The sequence below is a fragment of the Streptomyces sp. NBC_00523 genome, from assembly GCF_036346615.1.
GTDB lineage: Bacteria > Actinomycetota > Actinomycetes > Streptomycetales > Streptomycetaceae > Streptomyces.
This window is the reverse complement of sequence record NZ_CP107836.1, coordinates 5,049,210-5,072,237: the sequence shown is the minus strand read 5'-3', so window position 1 is coordinate 5,072,237 and position 23,028 is coordinate 5,049,210. Positions and strand designations below refer to the sequence as shown.

The window sequence follows — 23,028 nt, the reverse complement described above, 5'->3', positions numbered from 1 at the left end:
TGTGATCAGAAAGGCTCTGGGCCGTGTCCGGAAAGTCCCGTCGTACGCCCGCGGGCCAGGCGGGAATTTCCGGACACGGCCTAGGCCGGGGTGGCGTCGAGGGCGTGGCCGACGAGGGCCAGCAGGGACTCGACCACCGTGATCCTGTTGCGCGCGTCCATGATCACTATGGGCACGTGCGCCGGTACGGTCAGGGCCTCCCGGACGTCCTCGGCCTCGAAGCCCGGCGTCCCCTCGAAGTGGTTGACGGCCACGATGTACGGCAGTCCGCAGCTCTCGAAGTAGTCGAGGGCGGGGAAGCAGTCGGCGAGGCGGCGGGTGTCGGCCATGACGACGGCACCGATCGCGCCGCGCACCAGGTCGTCCCACATGAACCAGAACCGCTGCTGGCCCGGGGTGCCGAACACGTACAGCACGAGGTCGTCGTCCAGCGTGAGCCGGCCGAAGTCCATGGCGACGGTCGTGGTGGCCTTGTCCGGGGTGGCGCTGAGGTCGTCGGTGTCCTCGCTGGCCCGGGTCATCATGGCCTCGGTCTGCAACGGCGTGATCTCGGAGACCGCGGTCACGAACGTGGTCTTGCCCACGCCGAAGCCGCCCGCGACCACGATCTTCGTGGCGATCGGGGCCCGGGTGCGGTCCAGCTGCCAGGGCTGGAGCTTCTCCTCGGGCTGCTCCTCCGGGCCCGGCTGCCGCGGTGCGAACAGCGACTCAGAGACGGCGGAGTCCATCGAGCACCCTTTCGAGCAGTGCGCGGTCGGGCTGGCCGGTGCCGTGCCCGGTCCCGTACACGCGGATCTTTCCCTGGTCGGCCAAGTCGCTGAGCAGCACCCGGACCACGCCGAGCGGCATCTTCAGCAGCGCCGAGATCTCGGCGACGGTACGCATCCGGCGGCAGAGCTCGACGATGGCCCGGAGCTCCGGCATCAGACGGGTCGCCAGATTGCCGTTGGTGAGCTCGCGGCGCTCCTCGGGGGCCTCCAGCGCGGCGACGAACGTCTCCACCAGCAGGACGTGCCCGAAGCGGGTGCGGCCGCCGGTCAGCGAGTACGGGCGGACCCGCGCGGGCCGTTTGCCGGCCCCCCGGACGGGCAGTTTGCGGGCGGGTCCGGCTGCGGCGTGGCTCACTGGGCGCTCTCCATCGATTTGCGCAGCTCACTGCGGAGTTCGGGGGTGAGTACGTGTCCGGCGCGGCCGACGAACAGCGCCATGTGGTACGCGATGACGCCCATGTCGCAGTCGGGGGCGGCGTGCACCCCGAGCAGCGATCCGTCGCTGATCGACATGACGAAGACGCTGCCCTCCTCCATGGCGACCATGGTCTGCTTCACGCCGCCGCCGTCCATCAGCTTCGCGGCGCCGACGGTGAGGCTGCCGATGCCGGAGACGATGGTCGCCAGGTCGGCGCTGGAACCGCGCGGTCCGCTCTGCGGGGCCGCGGGCTCGGCGGCGTTGTGGTGGCCGGGGTCGGAGGACAGCAGCATCAGCCCGTCGGACGAGACGACGGTGACCGAGTGGACCCCTGGCACCTCCTCCACGAGATTGCTCAGCAACCAGTGCAGGTTCCGGGCCTCGGTGCTCAGCCCGAATGTGCTGGGCGCAGTCAACTGCGTGCCTCCTCGACTGTGTCCCCCGTCTCTCCGGTCCGGCCGTCGCTACGGCCTGCCGGCTCGGCGTGCTCGGTACGTGTGGGGCTCGCGCCCTCGGCGAGTTCGGCCTCGACGTCGCGGCGGCCGTCCCTGGCGCCCTGCTGGAAGCCGCCGAGCCTGCGCCGCAGGGCCTCCTTGTCGACGCTGCCCCGCCGCTCGGCCACGGGCGCCCCGGCGGGCCGCACGACCTTGGGCGTCCGCTTGGGCAGCCCCTTGTCGGTGACCGGGTCGGCCTCGGGCCGACGAGGCGCGGGCACGGTGTCCGTCGGCGCGGGGGCCTCGGTGGCCACGGGGGCCGGGGCCTCGTCGGCGGCGCGCTCGTGGCGGTCGGGGCCGATGGCGTACGGGTCGGCGTCCGCGGGCTTGGGGGGCCGCGGGAGGCGGACCTGGAGGGTGCGCTCGGGGTCGGTCTCGGCCTCCGGCTCGGGGGCGGGCTCCGGCTCGGGGGCGGCGGCGGGGGTGGCGGCTGCGGGGGCCTCATCCGCCTCCGGGACCGCGGGCGCCTCGGGCGCCTCAGCGGCCACAGGGGCCTCCGGCGCCTCGACGGCCTCGGGGGTCACCGGCGCCTCCGGCGCCACGGGCGGCTTCGCGGCCCCCGCGAGGGCGCGTTCCGCTGCCGCGATCATCGGGTCGTCGGAGGTGGAAGCGGTGCGCCCCGGCAGGGTGTTTGAGTTGGCCTCGGCCACCGAGCCCGGCAGGTTCAGCGTGGGCGCGTCGCCCGGGGCGGTGACGGGCGGGGGCGTCGCCGCCGGGAGGGCCTTGGGCAGCAGGGCCTCCGGGAGGACGACGACCGCGGTCACCCCGCTCCCCTTCTGCTCGCGCAGCTCCACGCGTACGCCGTGCCGGGCGGCGAGCAGCGAGGTCACCTGGAGGCCGAGCCCGGCCCCGTCGGCGTTCTGCTCGCCGGCCTCGAAGAGCGCCGGGTCGGCCAGGCGGGTGTTGAGCTCGCCCATCCGCACGGACGACATGCCGATGCCCTCGTCCTGGACGGAGAGCATCACCTCGCCGCTCTCCAGGAGCCAGCCGGAGAGCTGGACGTGGGAGTCGGGCGGGGAGAACGAGGTGGCGTTCTCCAGGAGCTCCGCGACCAGGTGGCTGAGGTCGTCGGCGGCGAACCCGGCGACCTGGGCGTGCGGCGGCAGGGACTGGATGGTGACCCGCTCGTACCGCTCGATCTCGCTGACGGCCGCGCGCAGGACGTCGACCAGTGGGATCGGGCCCGGGTGGCCGTGTCCGTGGTCCGCGCCCGCGAGGACCAGCATGTTCTCGCTGTGGCGGCGCATGACCGTGGCCATGTGGTCGAGCTTGAAGAGCGTGCCGAGCCGTTCCGGGTCCTGCTCGCGCTCCTCCAGGGACTCGATGACGCCGAGTTGCCGTTCGACCAGGCCGAGGGTGCGCAGCGAGAGGTTGACGAAGGTGTGGTGGACGGTGTTCTTCAGCTTCTCCAGCTGGGCCGTCAGGTCCGCCGCGTGCACCTGGAGTTCGGCGCGCTGCACGGTGAGCGCCTCGCGTCCGGCGAGCAGTTCGGCGCGCTCGGTCTCCAGGCTCTCGAAGCGCACGTTGAACTGCTGGAGCAGCTCCTGGAGGCGGCCGTGGAGGGCGTTGATGGAGCGGACGGTCTGGGCGAACTCGTCGTTGCGGCCGGTGTAGCGGACCGGTTCGGCGGTGGCGGGTTCGGCGGCGAGGCGGGCGGCGCCGATCCGGAGGACGGCCAGCGGCTGGGTGAGGGTGCGGGCGACGGCGGTGGAGACGGCGACCGCGACGAGGAAGCAGGCGCCGAGGAGCGCGATGCGCAGTTCGAGGGCGGTGACGTCGTCGTCGCGGAGCTGTTCGAGGCCCCGGACCTGGGCGGTGCCGAGCGCGGACTCCACGGAGCGCATCCGGTCCACGCGGGCGGCGAGGGCCGCGGCGACCTTCTTGTCGCTGACCTTCAGGTCGGAGTCGGACAGCTCGGGGCGGTCGGTCAGCTCGGCGAGGTACTTCTCGGCGCTGTTGACCTCGGGCCCGGTGACGGTGGAGGACAGCTTGTCGCGGGCGGTGGCGCCGGCGGACTGGTCGAAGTCGGCGAGCGCGGAGAGTTCGCCGACCCGGGCCTGCTGGGCAGCGGCGCTCAGCGCGTTCCGGGTGCGGTCCTCCTTGGTCTCGCCCTCGTCCTCGCTCTGCACGGGCAGCCCGGTGAACGGGTCGATGCGCGGCGGTGCCGGCTCCGGGCGGGGCACGGCGAGCGCGGCGAGCAGCAGCCCCCGGGCGGCCGACGCCTCCTCGGTGGCCCGGCCGAGCGCCTGCGGGGTGCGGGTGGCGTCGGCGGCGCGCGGCGGGGTGGAGCGGGCGAGCTCGTCGGCGAGGCCGTGGAGTTTGGCGATGACCTCGGAGTACGCCCGGTGGGCCTCCAGGGCCGTGCCCTTGCCGCTGATCGCGTCGCGGCGCAGGGACGGGATGGTGGAGAGGTCGCGCAGGAGGTCGGCCGGGGCCGCCTCGCGGATCTCGTCCACCTGCTGGTCGACGCGGGCGCCCCGGTTGCCCGGCTCGCCCTCCCGGCCGCCCGCGATGTAGACGGTGACCTCGTCGCGCTCGTCGGCGAGGGAGTGGGCCAGGGAGATCGCCTGCTGGTTCAGCTCGGCGAGGGTGACCAGGTGCTGCGAGTCGGTGAGGTCGGACGAGGCGGCGAGCACGGCCGGTGTCCCCGCCGCTATGGCGGTGATCCCGACGACGGCGACGCCCGCGACCAGCCGGCTGCGGACGCGCACACGGCGACCGCCCTCGGCCTGGGTCGTCGGCGCCGCCTCGGAACCGCTGTTGCTGCCGCCCTTGCTCCGAGGCCGCTTCTTCTGCACCGGTGCTCGCAATCTCGACTCGTCCGCCCTTGAAGCAGAGGTGACGCACGGTCACATGAACGAGCGTCCCGCCCCCTGGTACGGCTCCCGACCATTCCAGTGCTTTTCAGGAGGGGGCGCGCATCAACCGCTCCGCCACACGAACGAGTGAACAACACTCCCGAGTTGGCGAACAAGTCTCCCCAGCGGGCCCCGGCGCCATGCGTGGACACCGGCTGGAACTTCCGCCCGGGCTTTGGCAGGATGCCCGCCCGCACCTCGGTGCGGAGGGATTCCTTCCGCCTCGTCCACCCTTCTGACCTGCTGGTACACACCAATCTCCGTGCGGTGCAGGCGCGGTGAAGGCATCGTGCAGACTGGCCGTATGCGTATCGAACTCGCGACCGCCCCCGGCACTCAGGACCGCCCGAACGAGGACTGGACGGCCTCGGTCCTCCCCGCTTCCGGTCGGGGCGGCGGGCTGGTGCTGCTGGACGGCGTGACCCCGCCGAAGGGCGATGCCGGTTGTGTGCACCCGGTTCCGTGGTTCACGGCCAGGCTGGGCGGGGCCCTGGTCGAACTGTCCGGTTCGCGGCGGGATCTGACCTTGCGGGAGATCCTCGCGGAGTCCATCCGGCGCACCGCGGACGCCCACCGCTCGACCTGTGACCTTTCTCACGTACGTACGCCACAGGCAACCGTCGTCGTGGTGCGTTGGGACGAGGCCGAGGTGGAGCACCTGGTGCTGTCCGATTCGGTGCTGCTCCTCGAAGCGCCCGAGGGGGACGTCCGCGCGGTCCTGGACGACCGGCTCGACCGGCTGCCCCGGGAGTTCCTGGTCTCGGACGCGGTGGCGGACGCCCGGGCGCGCAACAAGGAGGGCGGCTTCTTCACGGCCGCCGCCGACCCGGCCGTGGCGGAGCGCGCGGTCACCGGGCGGACGCCGCGCGCCGGGGTGCGGGCCCTGGCCGCGATGACGGACGGGGCGAGCCGCTGGACGGAGATGTTCGGCGCGGGCGACTGGGCGGAGTGCCTCGGGATCCTGGAGAAGGAGGGCCCGCAGGCGCTGATCGACCGGGTCCGCGCCCTGGAGGACGCGGACACGGAGCGTAAGCACCTCCGGGGCAAGACCCACGACGACGCGACGGCGGCGTACGTCCTGCTGTAGGCGGCCGCGGCCCCTCCCCCGGGCCCTCAGTCCTCGGCGCTGGCGTTCAGCTGGTGCAGCAGGCGGGCGAGTTCCGCGACCTCGGCGCGGTCCCAGTCGGCCAGCTTGCGGACGTAGCGGTCGCGGCGGGCGTCACGGACGCTCCGGAAGCGGGCGAGCCCTTCCTCGGTGAGGTGCACGAGAAACGCCCGCCCGTCGGCGGGGTCGGGCTCGCGCGCGACGAGGCCGAGCGTCTCCAGGGCGCGGAGCTGGCGGCTCATGGTGGCCTTGCCGACGCCGAAGTAGGCGGCGAGATCGGTGGCCCGCTGCCGGCCCGCGGATTCCAGGCGTACGAAGAGGCCGTAGGCGGCCGCCTCCAGTTCGGGGTGCACCTCGCGCGCCATCTCGCCGGAATTGGCCCGCGCCCGGCGCAGAAAGACGGCCAACTCCAGCTCCAGGGACAGGAATTCGTGGTCCACACCACTTCCCCCGGCAGTGCTGGGTTCACGTCCGCTTTCGCTCCCGTGCACGTCAACTCCCCTCAAGAGCTTTCCCGCAGATGAAAGTTTCTTCCGCCGACGGCCATCACCGCAGCTCCGCCAGTATTTCGCAGGAGTAGACCAACGGCGCCGCCCAGGCCCTCTTCCGCCGCACGGGTCTACGTGCGTAGCGTCATGCATGGCATGTCCACACCATGGCATGCCGCCGGGGTCGCCGTGCGGCGCCTCCCGGGTCGGCAGATCCCCCCACCGAGGTCTCGGAGGCACGCAATGCCCGTGCACAGATCCGGCTCCACGAAGTCCCGCCGCTCGCGCTTCGCCGCGGCCGGCACGCTGCTCGCAGCCCTCTCCCTCCTCATCGCGCTCCCCGGCGCCTCGAACGCGGCGGGCGGCGACCCCACCGCACCCGCGCGCGGCACCGCCACCATGGGCATGGGCGTCATCGCCCACGACGGCAAGGGCGGCCTGCCCGTCGAGGGCCGCGCCGCCCAGACCGAGGGCGTCGACGTGGCCAGCTACCAGGGCAACGTCGCCTGGTCGACGCTCTGGAACAGCGGCGTGAAGTGGGCCTACACCAAGGCCACCGAGGGGACGTACTACACGAACCCCTACTTCGCGCAGCAGTACAACGGCTCGTACAACGTCGGGATGATCCGCGGCGCGTACCACTTCGCCACGCCCGACACCACGAGCGGCGCCGTCCAGGCCAACTACTTCGTGGACCACGGGGGCGGCTGGTCCAAGGACGGCAAGACCCTGCCGGGCGTGCTCGACATCGAGTGGAACCCGTACGGCGCGCAGTGCTACGGCAAGACCGCGGCCCAGATGGTGTCGTGGATCCGCGACTTCGTGAACACCTACAAGGCGCGCACCGGGCGCGACGCGGTGATATACACCGCGACCAGCTGGTGGAAGGACTGCACCGGCAACAACGGCGGCTTCGCGACCACCAACCCGCTGTGGGTGGCCCGCTACAACACCACGGTCGGCGAGCTCCCGGCCGGCTGGGGCTTCTACACGATCTGGCAGTACACGTCCTCCGGTCCGACAGTGGGCGACCACAACCACTTCAACGGCGCCCTCGACCGCGTACAGGCACTCGCCAACGGATAGCGGCGCCCCCTCCCCGCGCGGCGCGAAGCCCGGTGACGCACCCCGTCGCCGGGCTTCACCGCGTTCCGGCCACCCCACTATGAACCCGGTGTATACCCCGCAGGTATAGTCGCCGTTCCAGGTCGCACACCAGTGCGTTCGTTCACCAGAGGGAGTGGCACGCCGTGCCCAGTAAGAGGAAGTCCATCGGTACGGGGTTGGCCGTCGCTCTTGTGACAGCGCTCACGCTCACATTGAGCGGCTGCTCGATGGAGACCACCGCGCCCGGCTCGGCCCGCGACGACGCCGCTTCGGACGCCAAGGCGCCGATGGGCCCGGTGGACTGCCGCAAGGCCAAGTGCATCGCCCTGACCTTCGACGCGGGCCCGGCCGAGGACACGCCGCATCTGCTGGACATCCTCAAGGAGAAGAAGGTCCACGCGACGTTCTTCCTGCTCGGCAAGAACCACGTCAAGAAGCACCCGGAGACCGTGCGGCGGCTCGCGGCCGAGGGCCACGAGATCGCCAACCACACCTGGTCGCACAAGATCCTGACCGACCGGAAGCCGGCCGAGATACGCGCCGAGCTGGAGAAGACGCAGAACGCCATCGCGGACATCACCGGCAAGAAGCCCCGGCTGATGCGCCCGCCGCAGGGCCGCACCGACGACACGATCTCCGGCATCTGCAAGGACCTCGGGCTCTCCCAGATCCTGTGGAGCGCCACCGCCAAGGACTACTCGACCACCGATTCCGCGCTGATCAAGAAGCGGATAGTCGACCAGGCGAGCAAGGACGGCATCATCCTGCTGCACGACATCTACAAGGGCACCGTGCCCGCCGTGCCCGGGATCATCGACACCCTGAAGAAGCAGGGCTACACCTTCGTGACGGTCCCCCAGCTGATGGCCCCCGCCGAGCCCGTCCCGGGCACGATCTACCGCCCGTAGGCACGGCGGTACGCGGAACGGCCCGCGCGCCCGGGCCGTTCCGCGTCCATGGCTCCCGTTACGCCGCCTGGGCCGCCGGAATCCTGTGCTCCGCCGTGGCCGGGGCCAGGGCGATCTCCAGGACCTGGCGGACGTCGGTGACCGGGTGGACCTCCAGGGTCTCCAGCACCTCGGCCGGGACGTCGTCGAGGTCGGCCTCGTTCCGCTTGGGGATCACCACGGTGGTGATGCCCGCCCGGTGCGCGGCCAGGAGCTTCTGCTTCAGGCCGCCGATCGGCAGCACCCGCCCGGTCAGCGAGACCTCACCGGTCATCGCCACATCCGTGCGGACCAGCCGGCCGGAGAGCAGCGAGGCCAGCGCGGTCGTCATCGTGATGCCCGCGCTCGGGCCGTCCTTGGGGACCGCGCCCGCCGGGAAGTGGATGTGCACGCCCCGGTCCTTGAGGTCCGCGACCGGTAGCTCCAGCTCCGCGCCGTGCGACCGGAGGAAGCTCAGCGCGATCTGCGCGGACTCCTTCATGACGTCGCCCAGCTGGCCGGTGAGGGTCAGCCCGGACGCCCCGGTCTCGGGGTCGGCGAGCGACGCCTCCACGAAGAGGACGTCCCCGCCCGCCCCGGTCACCGCGAGCCCGGTGGCCACGCCGGGCACCGACGTACGGCGCTCGGCCGGGTCCTGGGCGGACTCGGGCACGTGGTGCGGGCGGCCGATGAGACCGCGCAGGTCGTCCGCGCCCACCGTGAACGGCAGCTCGCGGTCGCCCAGTTCGCTCTGGGCCGCGACCTTGCGCAGCAGCCGGGCGACGGCCCGCTCCAGGTTCCGTACGCCGGCCTCGCGGGTGTACTCGCCGGCCAGCTTGCGCAGCGCCGGTTCGTCCAGGGCGACCTCGTCCTTCTCCAGACCGGCCCGCTCCAGCTGGCGCGGGAGCAGGTGGTCGCGGGCGATGACGACCTTCTCGTCCTCGGTGTAGCCGTCGAGCCTGACCAGCTCCATGCGGTCGAGCAGCGCCTCCGGGATGGCCTCCAGGACGTTGGCGGTGGCCAGGAAGACGACGTCGCTGAGGTCGAGCTCGACCTCCAGGTAGTGGTCGCGGAAGGTGTGGTTCTGCGCGGGGTCGAGGACTTCGAGGAGGGCGGCGGCCGGATCGCCCCGGAAGTCGGAGCCGACCTTGTCGATCTCGTCCAGGAGGACGACCGGATTCATCGAGCCGGCCTCCTTGATGGCGCGCACGATGCGTCCGGGCAGCGCCCCGACGTACGTACGCCGGTGGCCGCGGATCTCCGCCTCGTCCCGGACACCGCCGAGCGCGACGCGGACGAACTTGCGGCCCATGGCGTGCGCGACGGACTCCCCGAGCGAGGTCTTGCCGACGCCGGGCGGCCCGACGAGGGCCAGCACCGCGCCGCCGCGCCGCCCGCCGACGACGCCGAGGCCGCGGTCGGCCCGCCGCTTGCGGACCGCGAGGTATTCGGTGATGCGCTCCTTCACGTCCTGGAGCCCGGCGTGCTCGGCGTCCAGGATCTCCTGGGCGCCCTTGATGTCGTAGGCGTCCTCGGTGCGCTCGGTCCAGGGCAGTTCGAGGACGGTGTCGAGCCAGGTCCTGATCCAGGAGCCCTCGGGGCTCTGGTCGGAGGCGCGCTCCAGCTTGTCGACCTCCTTGAGCGCCGCCTCGCGGACGTGCTCCGGCAGGTCGGCGGCCTCGACGCGGGCCCGGTAGTCGTCGGACTCGTCCTCCGGGTCGCCGTTGAGCTCGGAGAGCTCCTTGCGTACGGCATCCAGCTGGCGCCGCAGCAGGAACTCGCGCTGCTGCTTGTCGACGCCCTCCTGGACGTCCTTGGCGATGGACTCGGCGACATCCTGCTCGGCGAGGTGTTCGCCCAGCCACTGGATGGCCAGCTTGAGCCGGGCGACCGGGTCGGTGGTCTCCAGGAGGCGGACCTTCTGAGCGGTGGTGAGGAAGGGCGAGTACCCCGAGTTGTCGGCGAGCGCCGAGACGCCCTCGATCTGCTGGACCCGATCCACGACCTGCCAGGCCCCGCGCTTCTTCAGCCAGCTGGTGGCGAGCGCCTTGTACTCCTTGACCAGCTCGGCGACGGCTCCGGGCAGCGGGTCGGGGACGGATTCGTCCACCCGGACCCCTTCCACCCAGAGGGCGGCGCCGGGGCCGCTGGTGCCCGCTCCGATGCGGACCCGGTCGCGGCCCCGGATGAGGGCGCCCGGGTCACCGTCGGAGAGCCGCCCCACCTGCTCGACGGTGCCGCGGACACCGATCCCGGTGTACGTCCCGTCGATGCGCGGGACGAGCAGCACCTCGGGCTTGCCCCCGTCCTCCCGGGCGGCGGCCTGCGCGGCCTCGACGGCGGCGCGCACCTCGGTGTCCGACAGGTCCAGCGGCACCACCATTCCCGGCAGCACGACCTCGTCGTCGAGCGGCAGCACGGGCAGGGTGAGCGGTGTGACGGCAGTGGACTCAGTAGCCATGATCTCCCCTTCGGCAGTCAAGTTGAGCTATACCGGCTCAATGCTTGTGAGCCCCGCAATGTTCCCCAGGCGTTGTTCGCTCTGAGCGATCAGGTGTGCCGCCACGCGTTGTCCGCCGGGGCGGGCGCTCCGGGGGCGTTGTCAGTGGTGCCTGTCACGATGCGCGGAGATCGATCCACAGGGAGACGCATATGGGTACGTGGGACGTGGGCCCGTTCGACAACGACACCGCCGCCGACTGGTGCGGAGGGCTGGACGACGCCGCGCCGGAGGCACGCGGGGCGATGGTCCGGGCCGCGCTGGCCGAGACGGCCGGCACCACCGACTACCTGGACTCGGACGTGGCCAACGAGGCGATAGCGGCGGCCGCCCTGGTCGCGGCGCAGTGCCCCGGGGGCGCCCCCGCCGACTCCGCGTACGGCCCGGACGAGCCCCTTCCGGACCTGACCGGCCTGCGCGAACTCGCGCTCCGGGCGCTGGACCGGGTCCTGACGGAACCGTCCGAGGCGCTGGAGCTCTGGGAGGAAGCGGAGGACGGGCCCTGGCACACGGGGATCAACCAGTTGCGCGGGACGCTTATGCCCCGGCCCTGAACGAGCCCGGCGAGCCCTTGCCGCCCGCCGGATATTCCGTGGAGCCCGCGCGCCGCGCCGGACAGGATGGCCGCATGACCGAGACCCCGCTCCCCGTGCAGGCCCTGATCGTCGTGGACGTGCAGAAGGACGGGGTGACCGGCGCGGGGGCCGTCCCCGGGGCCGGTGTGCTGCTGGACCGTACGGCGGGGCTGCTGGCGCGGGCCCGGCGGGCGGGCGCGGTCGTCGTCCACCTCCAGAACGACGGCGACCCCGGGTCGGGCGACGAGCCGTTCACGCCGGGCTGGGCGCTGCATCTGCCGGTCGTGGACGGCCCTGCGGAGTCCGTGATCCGCAAGACCTGGGACGACGGCTTCAAGGACACGGCCCTGGGCGCCGTCCTCGCGGACGCGGGCGTGGACTCACTGGCCGTCTGCGGCGTCATGTCGGAGATGTGCGTCCAGGCGACGGCCCGGACCGCCCTGGAGCTGGGCTACCGGGTCGTCCTCCCGTACGACGCCCACGCCACGCACGACGTCCCGGCCGCGCCCGGGATCAGCGGGGCGGTCCCCGCCGCCGTCGTCTCCCGGGCCGCCGCCTGGGCGATCAGCGCGGACGCGGACGTCACCACGCCCGCCTCGGCCGTACGGTTCACGGCGCCGCCGGGGGCGTGAACCGGGCGGCGGGCGACCGCCGATAGAGGGGGTGTGAGCGACTTGCGCCCCTCGGGGGACGACCGGACCGACGAGGCGCTGCTGCGTGCCGTCGCGCAGGGGGACACGGCCGCCCTGGCCGCGTTCTACGACCGGCACGCCGGCTGGCTCCTCGCCCGGCTGAGCCGCCGCTGCCCGGACGCGGAGACCGTGCGGGAGGTCGTCCAGGACACCTTCGTGACGGTCTGGCGCTCCGCCGCCGCGCACCGGGGCGCGGAGGCGGGCGGCTGGCTCTGGGTGATCGCCGCCCGCCGCCTGGTGGACGCCCAGCGCACCCGGGCCCGGACGGAACGCGCGACGGCGGCCGGGCAGGCGGGCGACACCCGGTGGACCGCCCCCGCACCCTCCGCCGAGGACCGCGTCCTGGCCGGCCTGGAGTACGGGGACGTGGGCGCCGCGCTCGACCGGATCTCGCCGGAGCTCCGGGAGGTCCTGCGCGCCACGGTGGTCGACGGCCTCACCACCAGGGAGGCCGCCCGGCTGCTCGGCATACCCGAGGGCACGGTCAAGACCCGGGCCATGCGGGCCCGCCGCGAACTGCGCGCCGCCCTCGACCGGCTGGTCGCGGAGAACGGCCCCCTGGGAGGCACGGCATGACGACCTGGCACGTGACGGACGAGCTGGTCCGGCGGTACGCGGAGGGCACGACCCCCGAACCGGACGCCTGGTCCGTCGAGAAGCACGTCGAGTCCTGCACGGGGTGCGCGGAACGCGTGTCGGCCGCCGTACGCGACCGGGGCGCCGGAGCGGCGACGCTGGACGCGATCCGGGCGGCGGTGCTGGCGGAGGCGGTTCCGGTGCCCGGCCGCCCGGGGCCGGGACGTCCGGTGCCCGGCCTCGGCGCCTGGCGCGGCCGCGCGCCCGGGGCCGGGCCTGCGTGGCGCCGCCTGTCGGGACGCCGCCGCTTCGGCCGGGTGGTGTGGGCGGCCGGACCCGCCTTGCGGGGGCCGTGGACCGGGGCCCTGGCGCTCGTGGTGTGCGCGGCCGTCGCGCTCGCGTACGGCGGCGGACTCGGTGGTTCCGTGCGGGCCTTGCTGCTGCTCGTCGCGCCCGTGCTGCCGCTCGCCGGCGTCGGGGTCTCGTACGGGCGCTCCGCCGATCCCCTGCACGAGATCATCGCCACCTCCCCCGGCGGCGGGCTGCGGCTGCTGCTGACCAGGACGGCCGCGGTGCTCGGGGTGACCGTCCCGGTGCTCGCCCTGGCCTGGGCGGTGCTGCCCGCCTCGGCCGGCGGCCCGGGGCCCCTGGCCTGGCTGTTGCCCGGGCTCGCCCTGACCCTCGCGGCCCTGGGGATCGGCTCGTACGTCGGCTGCCGCACCGCGGCCCTCGTCGTCGCGGCGGGCTGGGCGGCCGCCGTCACCGTACCGGCGCTCGACACGTCCCCGTCCGCGCTGCTCGACGGAACGCCGACGGCGCTCCGCTACTTCGCGGGGCTCCCCGCACAGGGCGCCTGGGCGGTGGCGGCCGTGCTCGGCGCGGCGCTGCTCGTCCTGCGCCGCCGATCCTTCGACCACCTGGAGACGTCATGAGCGTGAACAGCACCGTGGAGGTGTCCGGGCTGACGGTCCGGCACCGCCGCAGGACCGCCCTGGACGCCATCGATCTCGCCTTCGGGCCCGGAGTGCACGGGCTCCTCGGCCCCAACGGGGCGGGCAAGACCTCACTGATCCGGGTCCTGTCCACGGCCGCCGCGCCGGACGCCGGGCGGATCGAGCTGCTGGGCTCCGACGTGGGCGCGGCGTCCGACCACCGGGCCCGGGCGGAGGTCCGGCGCAGGCTGGGCTATCTGCCGCAGGAGTTCGGCCATTACGCCGGGTTCACCGTCCGCGAGTTCGTCGCCTATGTGGCGTGGCTCAAGGAGATGGATTCCACGCGGGCGGCCGCTGCCGTGGAGCGCGCGGTGGACCGCGTGGGCCTCGCCGACCGGATCGACTCCCGGATGAAGACGCTGTCCGGCGGCATGGTTCGGCGCGTCGGCATCGCCCAGGCGATCGTCAACGAGCCGGAGCTGCTGCTCCTGGACGAGCCGACCGCCGGGCTCGACCCGGAACAGCGGGTCGAGTTCCGGGCCCTGATGCGGGACCTGGGGAAGGACGCGACGGTCATCCTCTCCACGCACCTGGTGGAGGACGTGGTGGCGGCCTGCGAGGACGTGACGCTGATCGAGGCGGGCCGCGTCGCGTACCGGGGGACGACGGACGAGCTGGCGGCCCTCGGCAAGGACGACGACGATCCGGACCCGCTCCACGGCAGCCCGATCGAGCGGGGCTACACGACGGCCCTGCGCTCCCACCGGGCGACGGCGGGCGCCCGATGACCCTCACCGAGACTCCCGCGCGGCGCAAGGCCCCGAGCCCCGCGCTGCGGGCCGAGGCCCGGCGCGGCATCGGCCCGTGGACCGGGCTGTCCACGGCGCTGACGCTCGGCGTGACCATGGCCGCGAAGGCCGACGCCTGGCAGGGCGACTGGACCGAGACCCAGGGCCTCCTGCACTCCGGCGCCACTCTGCTCGCCGGCCCGCTGGTGGCCGCGGCGGCCTGTTGGCAGGGGGCCCGCGACCACCGGCGCTCGACCGATGAGCTGTGGCGCTCGACGCCGCGTGCGCGGTGGCAGCGGACGGCGGCCGCCGTGCTGCCGCTCGCGCTGTGGGCGGTCGCCGGGTACGTGGTCGCGCTGGCCGGTTCATCGGCGGCCACCTGGCCGTACGCGGGCGGCGGCGGCCCGCTTCCCTCGCTCGTCGTCGTGGACGCCGCCTTCCTGGCGGCCGCGGCGCTGCTCGGGTTCTCCGTCGGCGCGCTGTGCCGGTGGCGGCTGGCCGCGCCTGTGCTCGCCGCGTTGATGTACCTGGTGCTCGGGGTGCCGAACTACGCGGAATCCCCGGCGCGGTACCTGGACCCGGCCGAGCAGTACGCGCTGTGGGACCAGCTGCCCGTGTGGTGGTTCGCCCCCGCCGTGGTGGCCTGGACCTGCGGACTCGCGGCCGCCGCGTTCACCGCCGTCGCGGCCCGGCGCCGGCTCGCCGCCCTCGTGCCGCTCGCCGTGGCGACCGCCGTCGCCCCGCTGATCGTGTCCACGGGCGACGGCATGTTCCGGGACGACCCGGCGGCCCACCATCTCGCCTGCACAGAAGGCAGCCCGCAGATCTGCCTGAGCGGGCGTCAGGAGCACCTGCTGCCCCAGGTCGCCGAGGCGCTGTCGGGGCTGACGGGACGGCTGGAGGGGGTGCCCGGCGCACCGAAGCGCTACGTCGCCCGGCTGCCCCTGCACGGCCCGGACGAGGCGTGGATCCCGCCGCCCAATCCCGGCTGGTACCTCCTGCGCGGGCGGCTGCGGGACACCGAGGACTACGCCTGGCAGGTGGCGGCCAACATGACGGCGCGGGACTGTTCGCGGCACTACGAGGACGCCGACGGACGTGGGGTGGGCGCGACGGACGGCGCTGTCGGAACCTGGCTCGCCCCCGCCGGGCTCGCCCCCGGCACGGAGAAGTCCCCCGAACTCCGCCGCCTCGAAGCCATGCCCAAAGCCGAGCGCCGCGCCTGGCTCGGCCGCTACATGACGACGCGTACCAGCTGCGCCTACTCGGAGGTGCCGGTCCTGTGAGCCTCCCCGTCCTCTACCTCCGCTCCCGCGCCCTCCCCCGTACCGCCGCGGCCCTCGCCTGTACGGCCCTGCTCGCGGCCTGGGCGGCGCACTGGCTCCAGGCACAGCCGGCCTTCGACCACAGCGCCCGCGTCCCCGTCCTGGTCCTGGCCCCGCTGCTGGTCTCGTCGGCCATCGGGACGAGCCTGTACGCCGCAGCCGACGAGCTCGACCGGACGGCGGTCCGGCGCTGGTGGCCCCGACGGCTGGCGCACCTGCTCGCGCTCACCGTCCCGGCCGCCGCCGCCCTCGCGCTGGCCGTCCCCGGGCACCCGGAGGCGTTCGGCGCGCCCGGCATGGTGCGCAACGTGCTCGGCACGACCGGGATCACGGCCGCCGCGGCCGCCCTGATCGGCGCCCGGCTCAGCTGGCTCCCGGTCACCGTGTACACCGGCGCGGTCTACCTTGCCGCGCCGCGCGCCCCGGGCGGAGCCGCCTCCGTGTGGGCCTGGCCGATGCAGCCGGGGCCCCAGGTGGGGGCGTGGGCCGTGGCTGCGGCGGCGTTCGCGGCGGGGGCGGCGCTCCACGCCGTACGCGGGGCGCGCCGCGAAGGCGGCTGACCGAGGCAGTCCTCCGTACGAACTCGCTGGCACCCGCCCGCCCCCGCGCGACAGGATGGCCGGGACAGCCGCCCCGGCCACCGGAGATCAGTGCCATGCCCCACACGTTCGGCCCCGACGCCGACGCCCCCGTCACCCTGGACCGCCGCGAGGGACCGTACGGGGAGGTCGTCCTGCGCCGGCGCGGGGAGGACTTCGAGATCATTGCCAACGGGTGCTTCCTGATGGACACCTCCGACGGGCGCTCCGAGCGGCTGCTGATCGACGCCGCGCTCGCCGCGCTCCCGGCCGGCCGCACCGCGCCCGCCGTGCTCATCGGGGGGCTCGGCGTCGGGTTCTCGCTCGCCCGGGCCGCCGCCGAGCCCCGGTGGGGCCGGATCGCGGTCGCCGAGCGGGAGGAGGCGATCGTGGACTGGCACCGGCAGGGGCCGCTGGACCGGATCTCGGGGCCCGCCCTCGCCGACCCCCGCACGGAGATCCTGACGACCGACCTCGTCGCGTATCTGCGGACGACTACGGACCGTTACGACTCTCTGTGTCTGGACATCGACAACGGGCCGGACTGGACGGTCACCGAGGACAACAACGACCTCTACTCCCCCGCCGGTCTCGCCGACTGCCGGGCGCGGCTCAACCCGGGCGGGGTGCTCGCGGTCTGGTCCGCACAACCATCCGAGGCATTCGACCAAGCCCTACGGAATGCCGGGTTCCAGGGGGTTCGGGCGGAAGAAGTGGGCGTTGCCCGAGGTGTGCCGGACGTGGTCCATCTCGCAATCCGGGACGCGTGAGATCCCCCCTGCGGGTATCGAAAGCCCCCGAACGCCCGGGGGCCAAGGCCCACAAGCACGACACTCCGCCCCGCGCGGGGGCCTCGCGGAGCGGTCCGGCCTTGCACCCTGCGTAGCCGGAAACCCTCCGCTGCCTCTACGCTGCTGACCGATAGCGGGATCACCCACGAAAATCACGAGCGAAAACCGTACGTCCGGGGGAATGGCCTCCGTGAGAACGGGCAGGGGCGGGGCGATGGAACAGACACACACCACCCACAGCGGCGTCGCGGCCACCCCGGGCGCGCAGCGCCGGGTGCTGGTGGTCGAGGACGACGCCACGATCGTCGATGCCATTTCCGCCCGGCTGCGGGCGGAGGGCTTTCTCGTGCAGACCGCGCAGGACGGCCCGGCCGCCGTGGACGCGGCCGAGGCGTGGCAGCCGGACCTGATGGTGCTCGACATCATGCTGCCCGGCTTCGACGGCCTGGAGGTCTGCCGCCGGGTCCAGGCCCAGCGGCCGGTGCCGGTGCTGATGCTGACCGCGCGCGACGACGAGACGGACATGCTCGTCGGGCTCGGGGTCGGCGCCGACGACTACATGACCAAGCCGTTCTCGATGCGTGAGCTGGCCGCCCGGGTGCACGTGCTGCTGCGCCGGGTGGAGCGGGCCGCGCTGGCCGCGGTGACGCCGCGCAGCGGCATACTCCGCCTCGGCGAGCTGGAGATCGACCACGCGCAGCGCCGCGTGCGGGTCCGCGCCGACGACGTGCACCTGACCCCGACCGAGTTCGACCTGCTGGTCTGCCTGGCCAACACCCCGCGCGCGGTGCTCTCCCGGGAGCAGCTGCTCGCCGAGGTGTGGGACTGGGCGGACGCCTCCGGCACCCGGACGGTCGACAGCCACATCAAGGCGCTGCGCCGGAAGATCGGCGCGGAGCGCATCCGTACCGTGCACGGCGTCGGCTACGCGCTGGAGACCCCCGCGCCATGACCTCGCCCGGACCGGGGCTGCGGCCGTTCTCGATCAAGGCCAAGCTGGGCACCCTCGTGGTGGTCTCGGTGTTCATCACCACCGGGCTGATCATGGTGGCCTTCCGTACGCGGACCGAGCTCCGGTTCATCACCGTGTTCTCGGTCATCGCGACCCTGCTGATCACCCAGTTCGTGGCGCACGGCCTGACCGCGCCGCTGGACGAGATGCGCGCGGTGGCCCGGTCGATCTCGCACGGCGACTACACGCGGCGGGTCAACGGCGCGGGCCGGCGCGACGAGCTCGGCGACCTGGCGCAGACCATCAATCTGATGGCCGACGACCTGGCGGCCGTGGACCGGCACCGCAAGGAGCTGGTGGCGAATGTCTCGCACGAGCTGCGCACGCCCATCGCGGCGCTGAGAGCCGTCCTGGAGAACGTCGTGGACGGGGTGTCCTCGGCCGATCCGGAGACGATGCGGACCGCGCTGAAACAGACGGAGCGCCTGGGCCGCCTGGTGGAGACGCTGCTCGACCTGTCGCGGCTGGACAACGGCGTCGTCACGCTGAAGGCCAACCGCTTCGAGGTGTGGCCCTATCTGTCCGGGGTGCTGAAGGAGGCGAACCTCGCCGCCGCGCACCGCCGGCTCTCCTCCGGGTCCGGCAACCACTCCCGTACGGACGTCCATCTGCACCTGGACGTGTCGCCGCCCGAGCTGACCGCGCACGCGGACGCGGAGCGGCTGCACCAGGTGGTGGCCAATCTCATCGACAACGCCGTCAAGCACAGCCCGCCGCACGGCCGGGTCACGGTGCTGGCCCGGCGCGGCCCGCAGCCGGAGTCCCTGCACCTGGAGGTGGTGGACGAGGGCCCGGGCATTCCGGAGTCCGAGCGCCACCGGGTCTTCGAGCGCTTCAACCGGGGCGACGTGGCCTCGCCGCACGGCCCGGGCAGCGACGGCGGTACGGGGCTCGGCCTGGCCATCGCCCGCTGGGCGGTGGATCTCCACGGCGGCCGGATCGGAGTGGCCGAATCTGCTCGCGGCTGCCGGATACGCGTCACTCTTCCGGGGATTCCGCAACCGCGAGGTTGACATAGGGTTCGAACCGGAAGGCCGCGTTCTACGTGTTCCGGGAACGGGATACGGTCGAGGCGGCCGCTGCGGCGGCCTCGCGTACCCGGAGCGAAGCGGAACCATGCTTGTTTCCCGCCATTTCCAGCGCCGAAACCCGGCTTTCGATGTGACTTGCACGACGAAGACCTCCCCGGCCTGCAAGGAACGGCCGCGGAGGCGTAGCCTTGATTCCCGCTGTCCATCACCTTGCGAAGCGGAAGAGGGCGGTCACCGCCGTGTCGTCTCAGTCCCCCAGTAACTCGAGCATCTCGACCGACCAGGCCGGCCCGGGCACCAACCCGGCCGCGGCATTCGGCGCCAATGAGTGGCTCGTCGACGAGATCTACCAGCAGTACCTCCAGGACCCGAATTCGGTCGATCGTGCCTGGTGGGACTTCTTCGCCGACTACAAGCCGGGCAAGACCGGCACGGCGGACAAGCCCGGCGCCGCAGCCGCGGGGGCTGCAGCGCCCGCGGCCCCGGCCGCCCCCACCACCGCACCGGCGGCCCCGGCAGCTCCGGCGCAGCCCGCCGCCCAGGCCCCGGCGGCGCCCGCCGCCCCGGCCCAGGCAGCCCCGGCCGCGCCCGCCGCGCCCAAGGCTCCGGCGAAGGCCGCCCCGGCTCCGGCCGCCAAGGCCCCCGCCACGAAGGCCAAGGCCGCCGCGGAGACCGAGGCGCCGGGCGGACCGGAGTACGTGACGCTGCGCGGCCCGTCCGCCGCAGTCGCGAAGAACATGAACGCCTCGCTGGAGCTGCCCACGGCCACGTCCGTGCGCGCCGTCCCGGTGAAGCTGCTCTTCGACAACCGCATCGTCATCAACAACCACCTCAAGCGCGCCCGCGGCGGGAAGATCTCCTTCACGCACCTCATCGGGTACGCGATGGTGCAGGCGCTCAAGGCCATGCCGGCCATGAACTACTCCTTCGCGGAGAAGGACGGCAAGCCGACCCTGGTCAAGCCGGAGCACGTCAACCTCGGCCTCGCCATCGACCTGGTGAAGCCGAACGGCGACCGCCAGCTGGTCGTCGCGGCCATCAAGAAGGCCGAGACGCTCAACTTCTTCGAGTTCTGGCAGGCGTACGAGGACATCGTCCGGCGCGCCCGCAACGGCAAGCTCGGCATGGACGACTTCACCGGCGTCACCGCCTCGCTGACCAACCCCGGCGGCATCGGCACCGTCCACTCGGTGCCCCGCCTGATGCCCGGACAGGGCCTCATCATGGGCGTCGGCGCGATGGACTACCCGGCGGAGTTCCAGGGCACCTCGCAGGACACCCTGAACAAGCTGGGCATCTCCAAGGTCATGACCCTGACCTCGACGTACGACCACCGGGTCATCCAGGGCGCCGCGTCGGGCGAGTTCCTGCGCATCCTCTCCCAGCTGCTGCTCGGCGAGAACGAGTTCTACGACGAGATCTTCAAGGCGCTGCGCATCCCCTACGAGCCGGTCCGCTGGCTCAAGGACATCGACGCCTCGCACGACGACGACGTCACCAAGGCAGCGCGGGTCTTCGAGCTGATCCACTCCTACCGGGTCCGCGGCCACGTCATGGCCGACACCGACCCGCTGGAGTACCACCAGCGCAAGCACCCCGACCTGGACATCACCGAGCACGGCCTCACCCTGTGGGACCTGGAGCGGGACTTCGCGGTCGGCGGCTTCGCCGGCAAGTCGATGATGAAGCTCCGCGACATCCTCGGCGTCCTGCGCGAGTCGTACTGCCGCACCACCGGCATCGAGTTCATGCACATCCAGGACCCGAAGCAGCGCAAGTGGCTCCAGGACCGGGTGGAGCGTCCGCGCCCCAAGCCGGAGCGCGAGGAGCAGCTGCGCATCCTGCGCCGCCTCAACGCCGCCGAGGCGTTCGAGACGTTCCTGCAGACCAAGTACGTCGGCCAGAAGCGGTTCTCGCTGGAGGGCGGCGAGTCCGTCATCCCGCTGCTCGACGCGGTCATCGACTCCGCCGCCGAGGCTCGCCTCGACGAGGTCGTCATCGGCATGGCCCACCGCGGCCGCCTGAACGTCCTGGCGAACATCGTGGGCAAGTCGTACGCCCAGATCTTCCGCGAGTTCGAGGGCAACCTCGACCCGCGCTCGATGCACGGCTCCGGCGACGTGAAGTACCACCTGGGCGCCGAGGGCACCTTCACCGGCCTGGACGGCGAGCAGATCAAGGTCTCGCTGGCCGCCAACCCCTCGCACCTGGAGGCGGTCGACCCGGTCCTGGAGGGCATCGCCCGCGCCAAGCAGGACATCATCAACAAGGGCGGCACGGACTTCACCGTCCTGCCCGTCGCCCTGCACGGCGACGCGGCCTTCGCGGGCCAGGGCGTCGTCGCCGAGACGCTCAACATGTCGCAGCTGCGCGGCTACCGCACCGGCGGCACCGTGCACGTGGTGATCAACAACCAGGTCGGCTTCACCGCCGCCCCGGAGTCCTCCCGTTCCTCCATGTACGCCACCGACGTGGCGCGCATGATCGAGGCGCCGATCATCCACGTCAACGGCGACGACCCCGAGGCCGTCGTCCGGGTCGCCCGGCTGGCCTTCGAGTTCCGCCAGGCGTTCAACAAGGACGTCGTGATCGACCTCATCTGCTACCGCCGCCGCGGTCACAACGAGGGCGACAACCCGGAGTTCACCAACCCGCAGATGTACACCCTGATCGACAAGAAGCGCTCGGTGCGCAAGCTCTACACCGAGTCCCTGATCGGTCGCGGCGACATCACCCTGGAAGAGGCGGAGCAGGCGCTCCAGGACTTCCAGGGCCAGCTGGAGAAGGTGTTCGCCGAGGTCCGCGAGGCCACCTCGCAGCCCGCGCAGCCGCACGTCTCCGACCCGCAGGCCCACTTCCCGGTCGCCGTGAACACCGCGGTCTCCGCCGAGGTCGTCAAGCGGATCGCCGAGTCGCAGGTCAACATCCCCGAGTCGATCACCGTGCACCCGCGTCTGATGCCGCAGATGCAGCGCCGTGCCGCCTCGGTGGAGAACGGCACGATCGACTGGGGCATGGGCGAGACCCTGGCCATCGGTTCGCTGCTGATGGAGGGCACCCCGGTCCGGCTCGCCGGCCAGGACAGCCGCCGCGGCACCTTCGGCCAGCGCCACGCGGTCCTGGTCGACCAGGTCACGGGCGAGGACTACACCCCGCTCCTCTACCTGACGGACGACCAGGCCCGTTACAACGTCTACGACTCGCTCCTCAGCGAGTACGCGGCGATGGGCTTCGAGTACGGCTACTCGCTGGCCCGCCCGGAGTCGCTGGTCATCTGGGAGGCCCAGTTCGGTGACTTCGTCAACGGCGCGCAGACCGTCGTGGACGAGTTCATCTCCTCGGCCGAGCAGAAGTGGGGCCAGACCTCCGGCGTCACGCTGCTCCTGCCGCACGGTTACGAGGGCCAGGGCCCGGACCACTCGTCCGCCCGCCCGGAGCGCTTCCTCCAGATGTGCGCGCAGGACAACATGACGGTCGCGATGCCGACCCTGCCGTCGAACTACTTCCACCTCCTGCGGTGGCAGGTGCACAACCCGCACCACAAGCCGCTGATCGTCTTCACCCCGAAGTCGATGCTCCGCCTCAAGGCGGCGGCGTCGAAGGTGGAGGAGTTCACCACCGGCGGCTTCCGCCCGGTCATCGGCGACGACTCGGTCGAGCCGAGCGCCGTCCGCAAGGTCGTCTTCTGCGCCGGCAAGGTCTACTACGACCTGGAGGCCGAGCGCGAGAAGCGGGGCGTCACGGACACCGCGATCATCCGTCTGGAGCGCCTGTACCCGCTGCCGGGTGCCGAGATCCAGGCCGAGATCGCCAAGTACCCGAACGCCGCGAAGTACCTGTGGGCCCAGGAGGAGCCGGCCAACCAGGGCGCCTGGCCGTTCATCGCCCTGAACCTGATCGACCACCTGGACCTGGCCGTCGGCGCGGACGTCCCGCACGGCGAGCGCCTGCGCCGCATCTCGCGCCCGCACGGCTCGTCCCCGGCGGTCGGCTCGGCCAAGCGCCACCAGGCGGAGCAGACCCAGCTGGTCAACGAGGTCTTCGAGGCCTGACCGGCAGCCC

20 protein-coding genes are annotated in these 23,028 nt (G+C 72.8%); 14 read left to right on the top strand and 6 right to left on the bottom strand.

Annotated features, from left to right (window positions below; genetic code table 11):
• Positions 1-80: 80 nt before the first annotated feature.
• From OHS17_RS23215 to OHS17_RS23200, 4 genes are read right to left on the bottom strand one after another with little or no spacing between them, the layout of a single operon-like run.
• Positions 81-728: a GTP-binding protein gene (locus OHS17_RS23215; RefSeq protein ID WP_161212575.1), complete on the bottom strand. Its 648-nt coding sequence runs from the start codon at positions 726-728 to the stop codon at positions 81-83.
• Complete coding sequence (locus OHS17_RS23210) at positions 709-1,125, bottom strand: DUF742 domain-containing protein (RefSeq protein WP_018102680.1); 417 nt, start codon at positions 1,123-1,125, stop codon at positions 709-711. The genes OHS17_RS23215 and OHS17_RS23210 overlap by 20 nt, the downstream gene beginning before the upstream one ends.
• A complete protein-coding gene (locus OHS17_RS23205; protein ID WP_018102681.1) occupies positions 1,122-1,604 on the bottom strand; it encodes a roadblock/LC7 domain-containing protein in 483 nt (160 codons plus the stop codon). The genes OHS17_RS23210 and OHS17_RS23205 overlap by 4 nt, the downstream gene beginning before the upstream one ends.
• Positions 1,601-4,480, bottom strand: coding sequence for a sensor histidine kinase (locus OHS17_RS23200; RefSeq protein ID WP_330313705.1), 2,880 nt, complete (start codon positions 4,478-4,480; stop codon positions 1,601-1,603). The genes OHS17_RS23205 and OHS17_RS23200 overlap by 4 nt, the downstream gene beginning before the upstream one ends.
• Positions 4,481-4,844: 364 nt before the next feature.
• Between OHS17_RS23200 and OHS17_RS23195 the strand changes: the two genes are divergently transcribed.
• Positions 4,845-5,627 (top strand): hypothetical protein, encoded by a 783-nt coding sequence (locus tag OHS17_RS23195; RefSeq protein WP_330313704.1) that lies wholly within the window; start codon positions 4,845-4,847, stop codon positions 5,625-5,627.
• A gap of 26 nt (positions 5,628-5,653) precedes the next feature.
• Here OHS17_RS23195 and OHS17_RS23190 read toward each other — a convergent pair whose 3' ends face one another.
• Positions 5,654-6,136 carry a MarR family winged helix-turn-helix transcriptional regulator gene (locus tag OHS17_RS23190; protein ID WP_330313703.1) on the bottom strand — a complete coding sequence of 161 codons (483 nt, stop codon included), beginning with the start codon at positions 6,134-6,136 and terminating at the stop codon, positions 5,654-5,656.
• A gap of 240 nt (positions 6,137-6,376) precedes the next feature.
• On the opposite strand from OHS17_RS23190, the gene OHS17_RS23185 reads away from it, so the two are divergent.
• Together OHS17_RS23185 and OHS17_RS23180 are read left to right on the top strand one after the other, a co-directional pair.
• Positions 6,377-7,219: a lysozyme gene (locus OHS17_RS23185; RefSeq protein WP_330313702.1), complete on the top strand. Its 843-nt coding sequence runs from the start codon at positions 6,377-6,379 to the stop codon at positions 7,217-7,219.
• 248 nt (positions 7,220-7,467) lie between these two features.
• Positions 7,468-8,148 carry a polysaccharide deacetylase family protein gene (locus OHS17_RS23180; RefSeq protein ID WP_330315334.1) on the top strand — a complete coding sequence of 227 codons (681 nt, stop codon included), beginning with the start codon at positions 7,468-7,470 and terminating at the stop codon, positions 8,146-8,148.
• Positions 8,149-8,206: 58 nt separating this feature from the next.
• Here the strand turns inward: OHS17_RS23180 and lon are convergent, their stop codons facing one another.
• The gene (gene lon, locus OHS17_RS23175) at positions 8,207-10,627 is read right to left on the bottom strand and encodes an endopeptidase La (protein ID WP_330313701.1); all 2,421 of its coding nucleotides are present in this window, start codon (positions 10,625-10,627) and stop codon (positions 8,207-8,209) included.
• Positions 10,628-10,818: 191 nt separating this feature from the next.
• Here lon and OHS17_RS23170 point away from each other — a divergent pair, with 191 nt between their 5' ends.
• From OHS17_RS23170 to OHS17_RS23120, 11 genes are all read left to right on the top strand, one after another.
• Positions 10,819-11,220, top strand: a complete 402-nt coding sequence (locus tag OHS17_RS23170; protein WP_330313700.1) for a DUF4259 domain-containing protein — start codon at positions 10,819-10,821, stop codon at positions 11,218-11,220.
• 74 nt (positions 11,221-11,294) lie between these two features.
• On the top strand, positions 11,295-11,873 hold the full coding sequence (locus OHS17_RS23165; RefSeq protein WP_330313699.1) for an isochorismatase family protein: 579 nt from the start codon (positions 11,295-11,297) through the stop codon (positions 11,871-11,873).
• Positions 11,874-11,906: 33 nt separating this feature from the next.
• Positions 11,907-12,509, top strand: coding sequence for an RNA polymerase sigma factor (locus OHS17_RS23160; RefSeq protein ID WP_330313698.1), 603 nt, complete (start codon positions 11,907-11,909; stop codon positions 12,507-12,509).
• Entirely contained in the window at positions 12,506-13,441 is a 936-nt protein-coding gene (locus tag OHS17_RS23155; protein ID WP_330313697.1) for a hypothetical protein, read from the top strand. The genes OHS17_RS23160 and OHS17_RS23155 overlap by 4 nt, the downstream gene beginning before the upstream one ends.
• Positions 13,438-14,229, top strand: coding sequence for an ATP-binding cassette domain-containing protein (locus tag OHS17_RS23150; protein ID WP_330313696.1), 792 nt, complete (start codon positions 13,438-13,440; stop codon positions 14,227-14,229). The genes OHS17_RS23155 and OHS17_RS23150 overlap by 4 nt, the downstream gene beginning before the upstream one ends.
• Complete coding sequence (locus OHS17_RS23145; RefSeq protein ID WP_330313695.1) at positions 14,226-15,515, top strand: hypothetical protein; 1,290 nt, start codon at positions 14,226-14,228, stop codon at positions 15,513-15,515. Before OHS17_RS23150 ends, OHS17_RS23145 begins: the two co-directional genes overlap by 4 nt.
• Entirely contained in the window at positions 15,512-16,114 is a 603-nt protein-coding gene (locus OHS17_RS23140) for a hypothetical protein (RefSeq protein WP_330313694.1), read from the top strand. The genes OHS17_RS23145 and OHS17_RS23140 overlap by 4 nt, the downstream gene beginning before the upstream one ends.
• Positions 16,115-16,209: 95 nt before the next feature.
• Positions 16,210-16,902: a spermidine synthase gene (locus tag OHS17_RS23135; protein WP_330313693.1), complete on the top strand. Its 693-nt coding sequence runs from the start codon at positions 16,210-16,212 to the stop codon at positions 16,900-16,902.
• Between the two features lie 235 nt (positions 16,903-17,137).
• Complete coding sequence (locus OHS17_RS23130) at positions 17,138-17,875, top strand: response regulator transcription factor (RefSeq protein WP_018102696.1); 738 nt, start codon at positions 17,138-17,140, stop codon at positions 17,873-17,875.
• Positions 17,872-18,948 carry a HAMP domain-containing sensor histidine kinase gene (locus OHS17_RS23125; protein WP_018102697.1) on the top strand — a complete coding sequence of 359 codons (1,077 nt, stop codon included), beginning with the start codon at positions 17,872-17,874 and terminating at the stop codon, positions 18,946-18,948. Before OHS17_RS23130 ends, OHS17_RS23125 begins: the two co-directional genes overlap by 4 nt.
• A gap of 257 nt (positions 18,949-19,205) precedes the next feature.
• On the top strand, positions 19,206-23,018 hold the full coding sequence (locus OHS17_RS23120; protein WP_330313692.1) for a multifunctional oxoglutarate decarboxylase/oxoglutarate dehydrogenase thiamine pyrophosphate-binding subunit/dihydrolipoyllysine-residue succinyltransferase subunit: 3,813 nt from the start codon (positions 19,206-19,208) through the stop codon (positions 23,016-23,018).
• Positions 23,019-23,028 lie beyond the last annotated feature (10 nt).

What these genes read in the sequence shown, in the direction of transcription:
- OHS17_RS23215 (WP_161212575.1), bottom strand. Translation starts at nt 728, where the DNA reads ATGGACTCCGCCGTCTCTGAGTCGCTGTTCGCACCGCGGCAGCCGGGC.
- OHS17_RS23195 (WP_330313704.1), top strand. Translation starts at nt 4,845, where the DNA reads ATGCGTATCGAACTCGCGACCGCCCCCGGCACTCAGGACCGCCCGAAC.
- OHS17_RS23185 (WP_330313702.1), top strand. Translation starts at nt 6,377, where the DNA reads ATGCCCGTGCACAGATCCGGCTCCACGAAGTCCCGCCGCTCGCGCTTC.
- OHS17_RS23180 (WP_330315334.1), top strand. Translation starts at nt 7,468, where the DNA reads ATGGAGACCACCGCGCCCGGCTCGGCCCGCGACGACGCCGCTTCGGAC.
- lon (WP_330313701.1), bottom strand. Translation starts at nt 10,627, where the DNA reads ATGGCTACTGAGTCCACTGCCGTCACACCGCTCACCCTGCCCGTGCTG.
- OHS17_RS23170 (WP_330313700.1), top strand. Translation starts at nt 10,819, where the DNA reads ATGGGTACGTGGGACGTGGGCCCGTTCGACAACGACACCGCCGCCGAC.
- OHS17_RS23165 (WP_330313699.1), top strand. Translation starts at nt 11,295, where the DNA reads ATGACCGAGACCCCGCTCCCCGTGCAGGCCCTGATCGTCGTGGACGTG.
- OHS17_RS23155 (WP_330313697.1), top strand. Translation starts at nt 12,506, where the DNA reads ATGACGACCTGGCACGTGACGGACGAGCTGGTCCGGCGGTACGCGGAG.
- OHS17_RS23150 (WP_330313696.1), top strand. Translation starts at nt 13,438, where the DNA reads ATGAGCGTGAACAGCACCGTGGAGGTGTCCGGGCTGACGGTCCGGCAC.
- OHS17_RS23145 (WP_330313695.1), top strand. Translation starts at nt 14,226, where the DNA reads ATGACCCTCACCGAGACTCCCGCGCGGCGCAAGGCCCCGAGCCCCGCG.
- OHS17_RS23135 (WP_330313693.1), top strand. Translation starts at nt 16,210, where the DNA reads ATGCCCCACACGTTCGGCCCCGACGCCGACGCCCCCGTCACCCTGGAC.
- OHS17_RS23130 (WP_018102696.1), top strand. Translation starts at nt 17,138, where the DNA reads ATGGAACAGACACACACCACCCACAGCGGCGTCGCGGCCACCCCGGGC.
- OHS17_RS23125 (WP_018102697.1), top strand. Translation starts at nt 17,872, where the DNA reads ATGACCTCGCCCGGACCGGGGCTGCGGCCGTTCTCGATCAAGGCCAAG.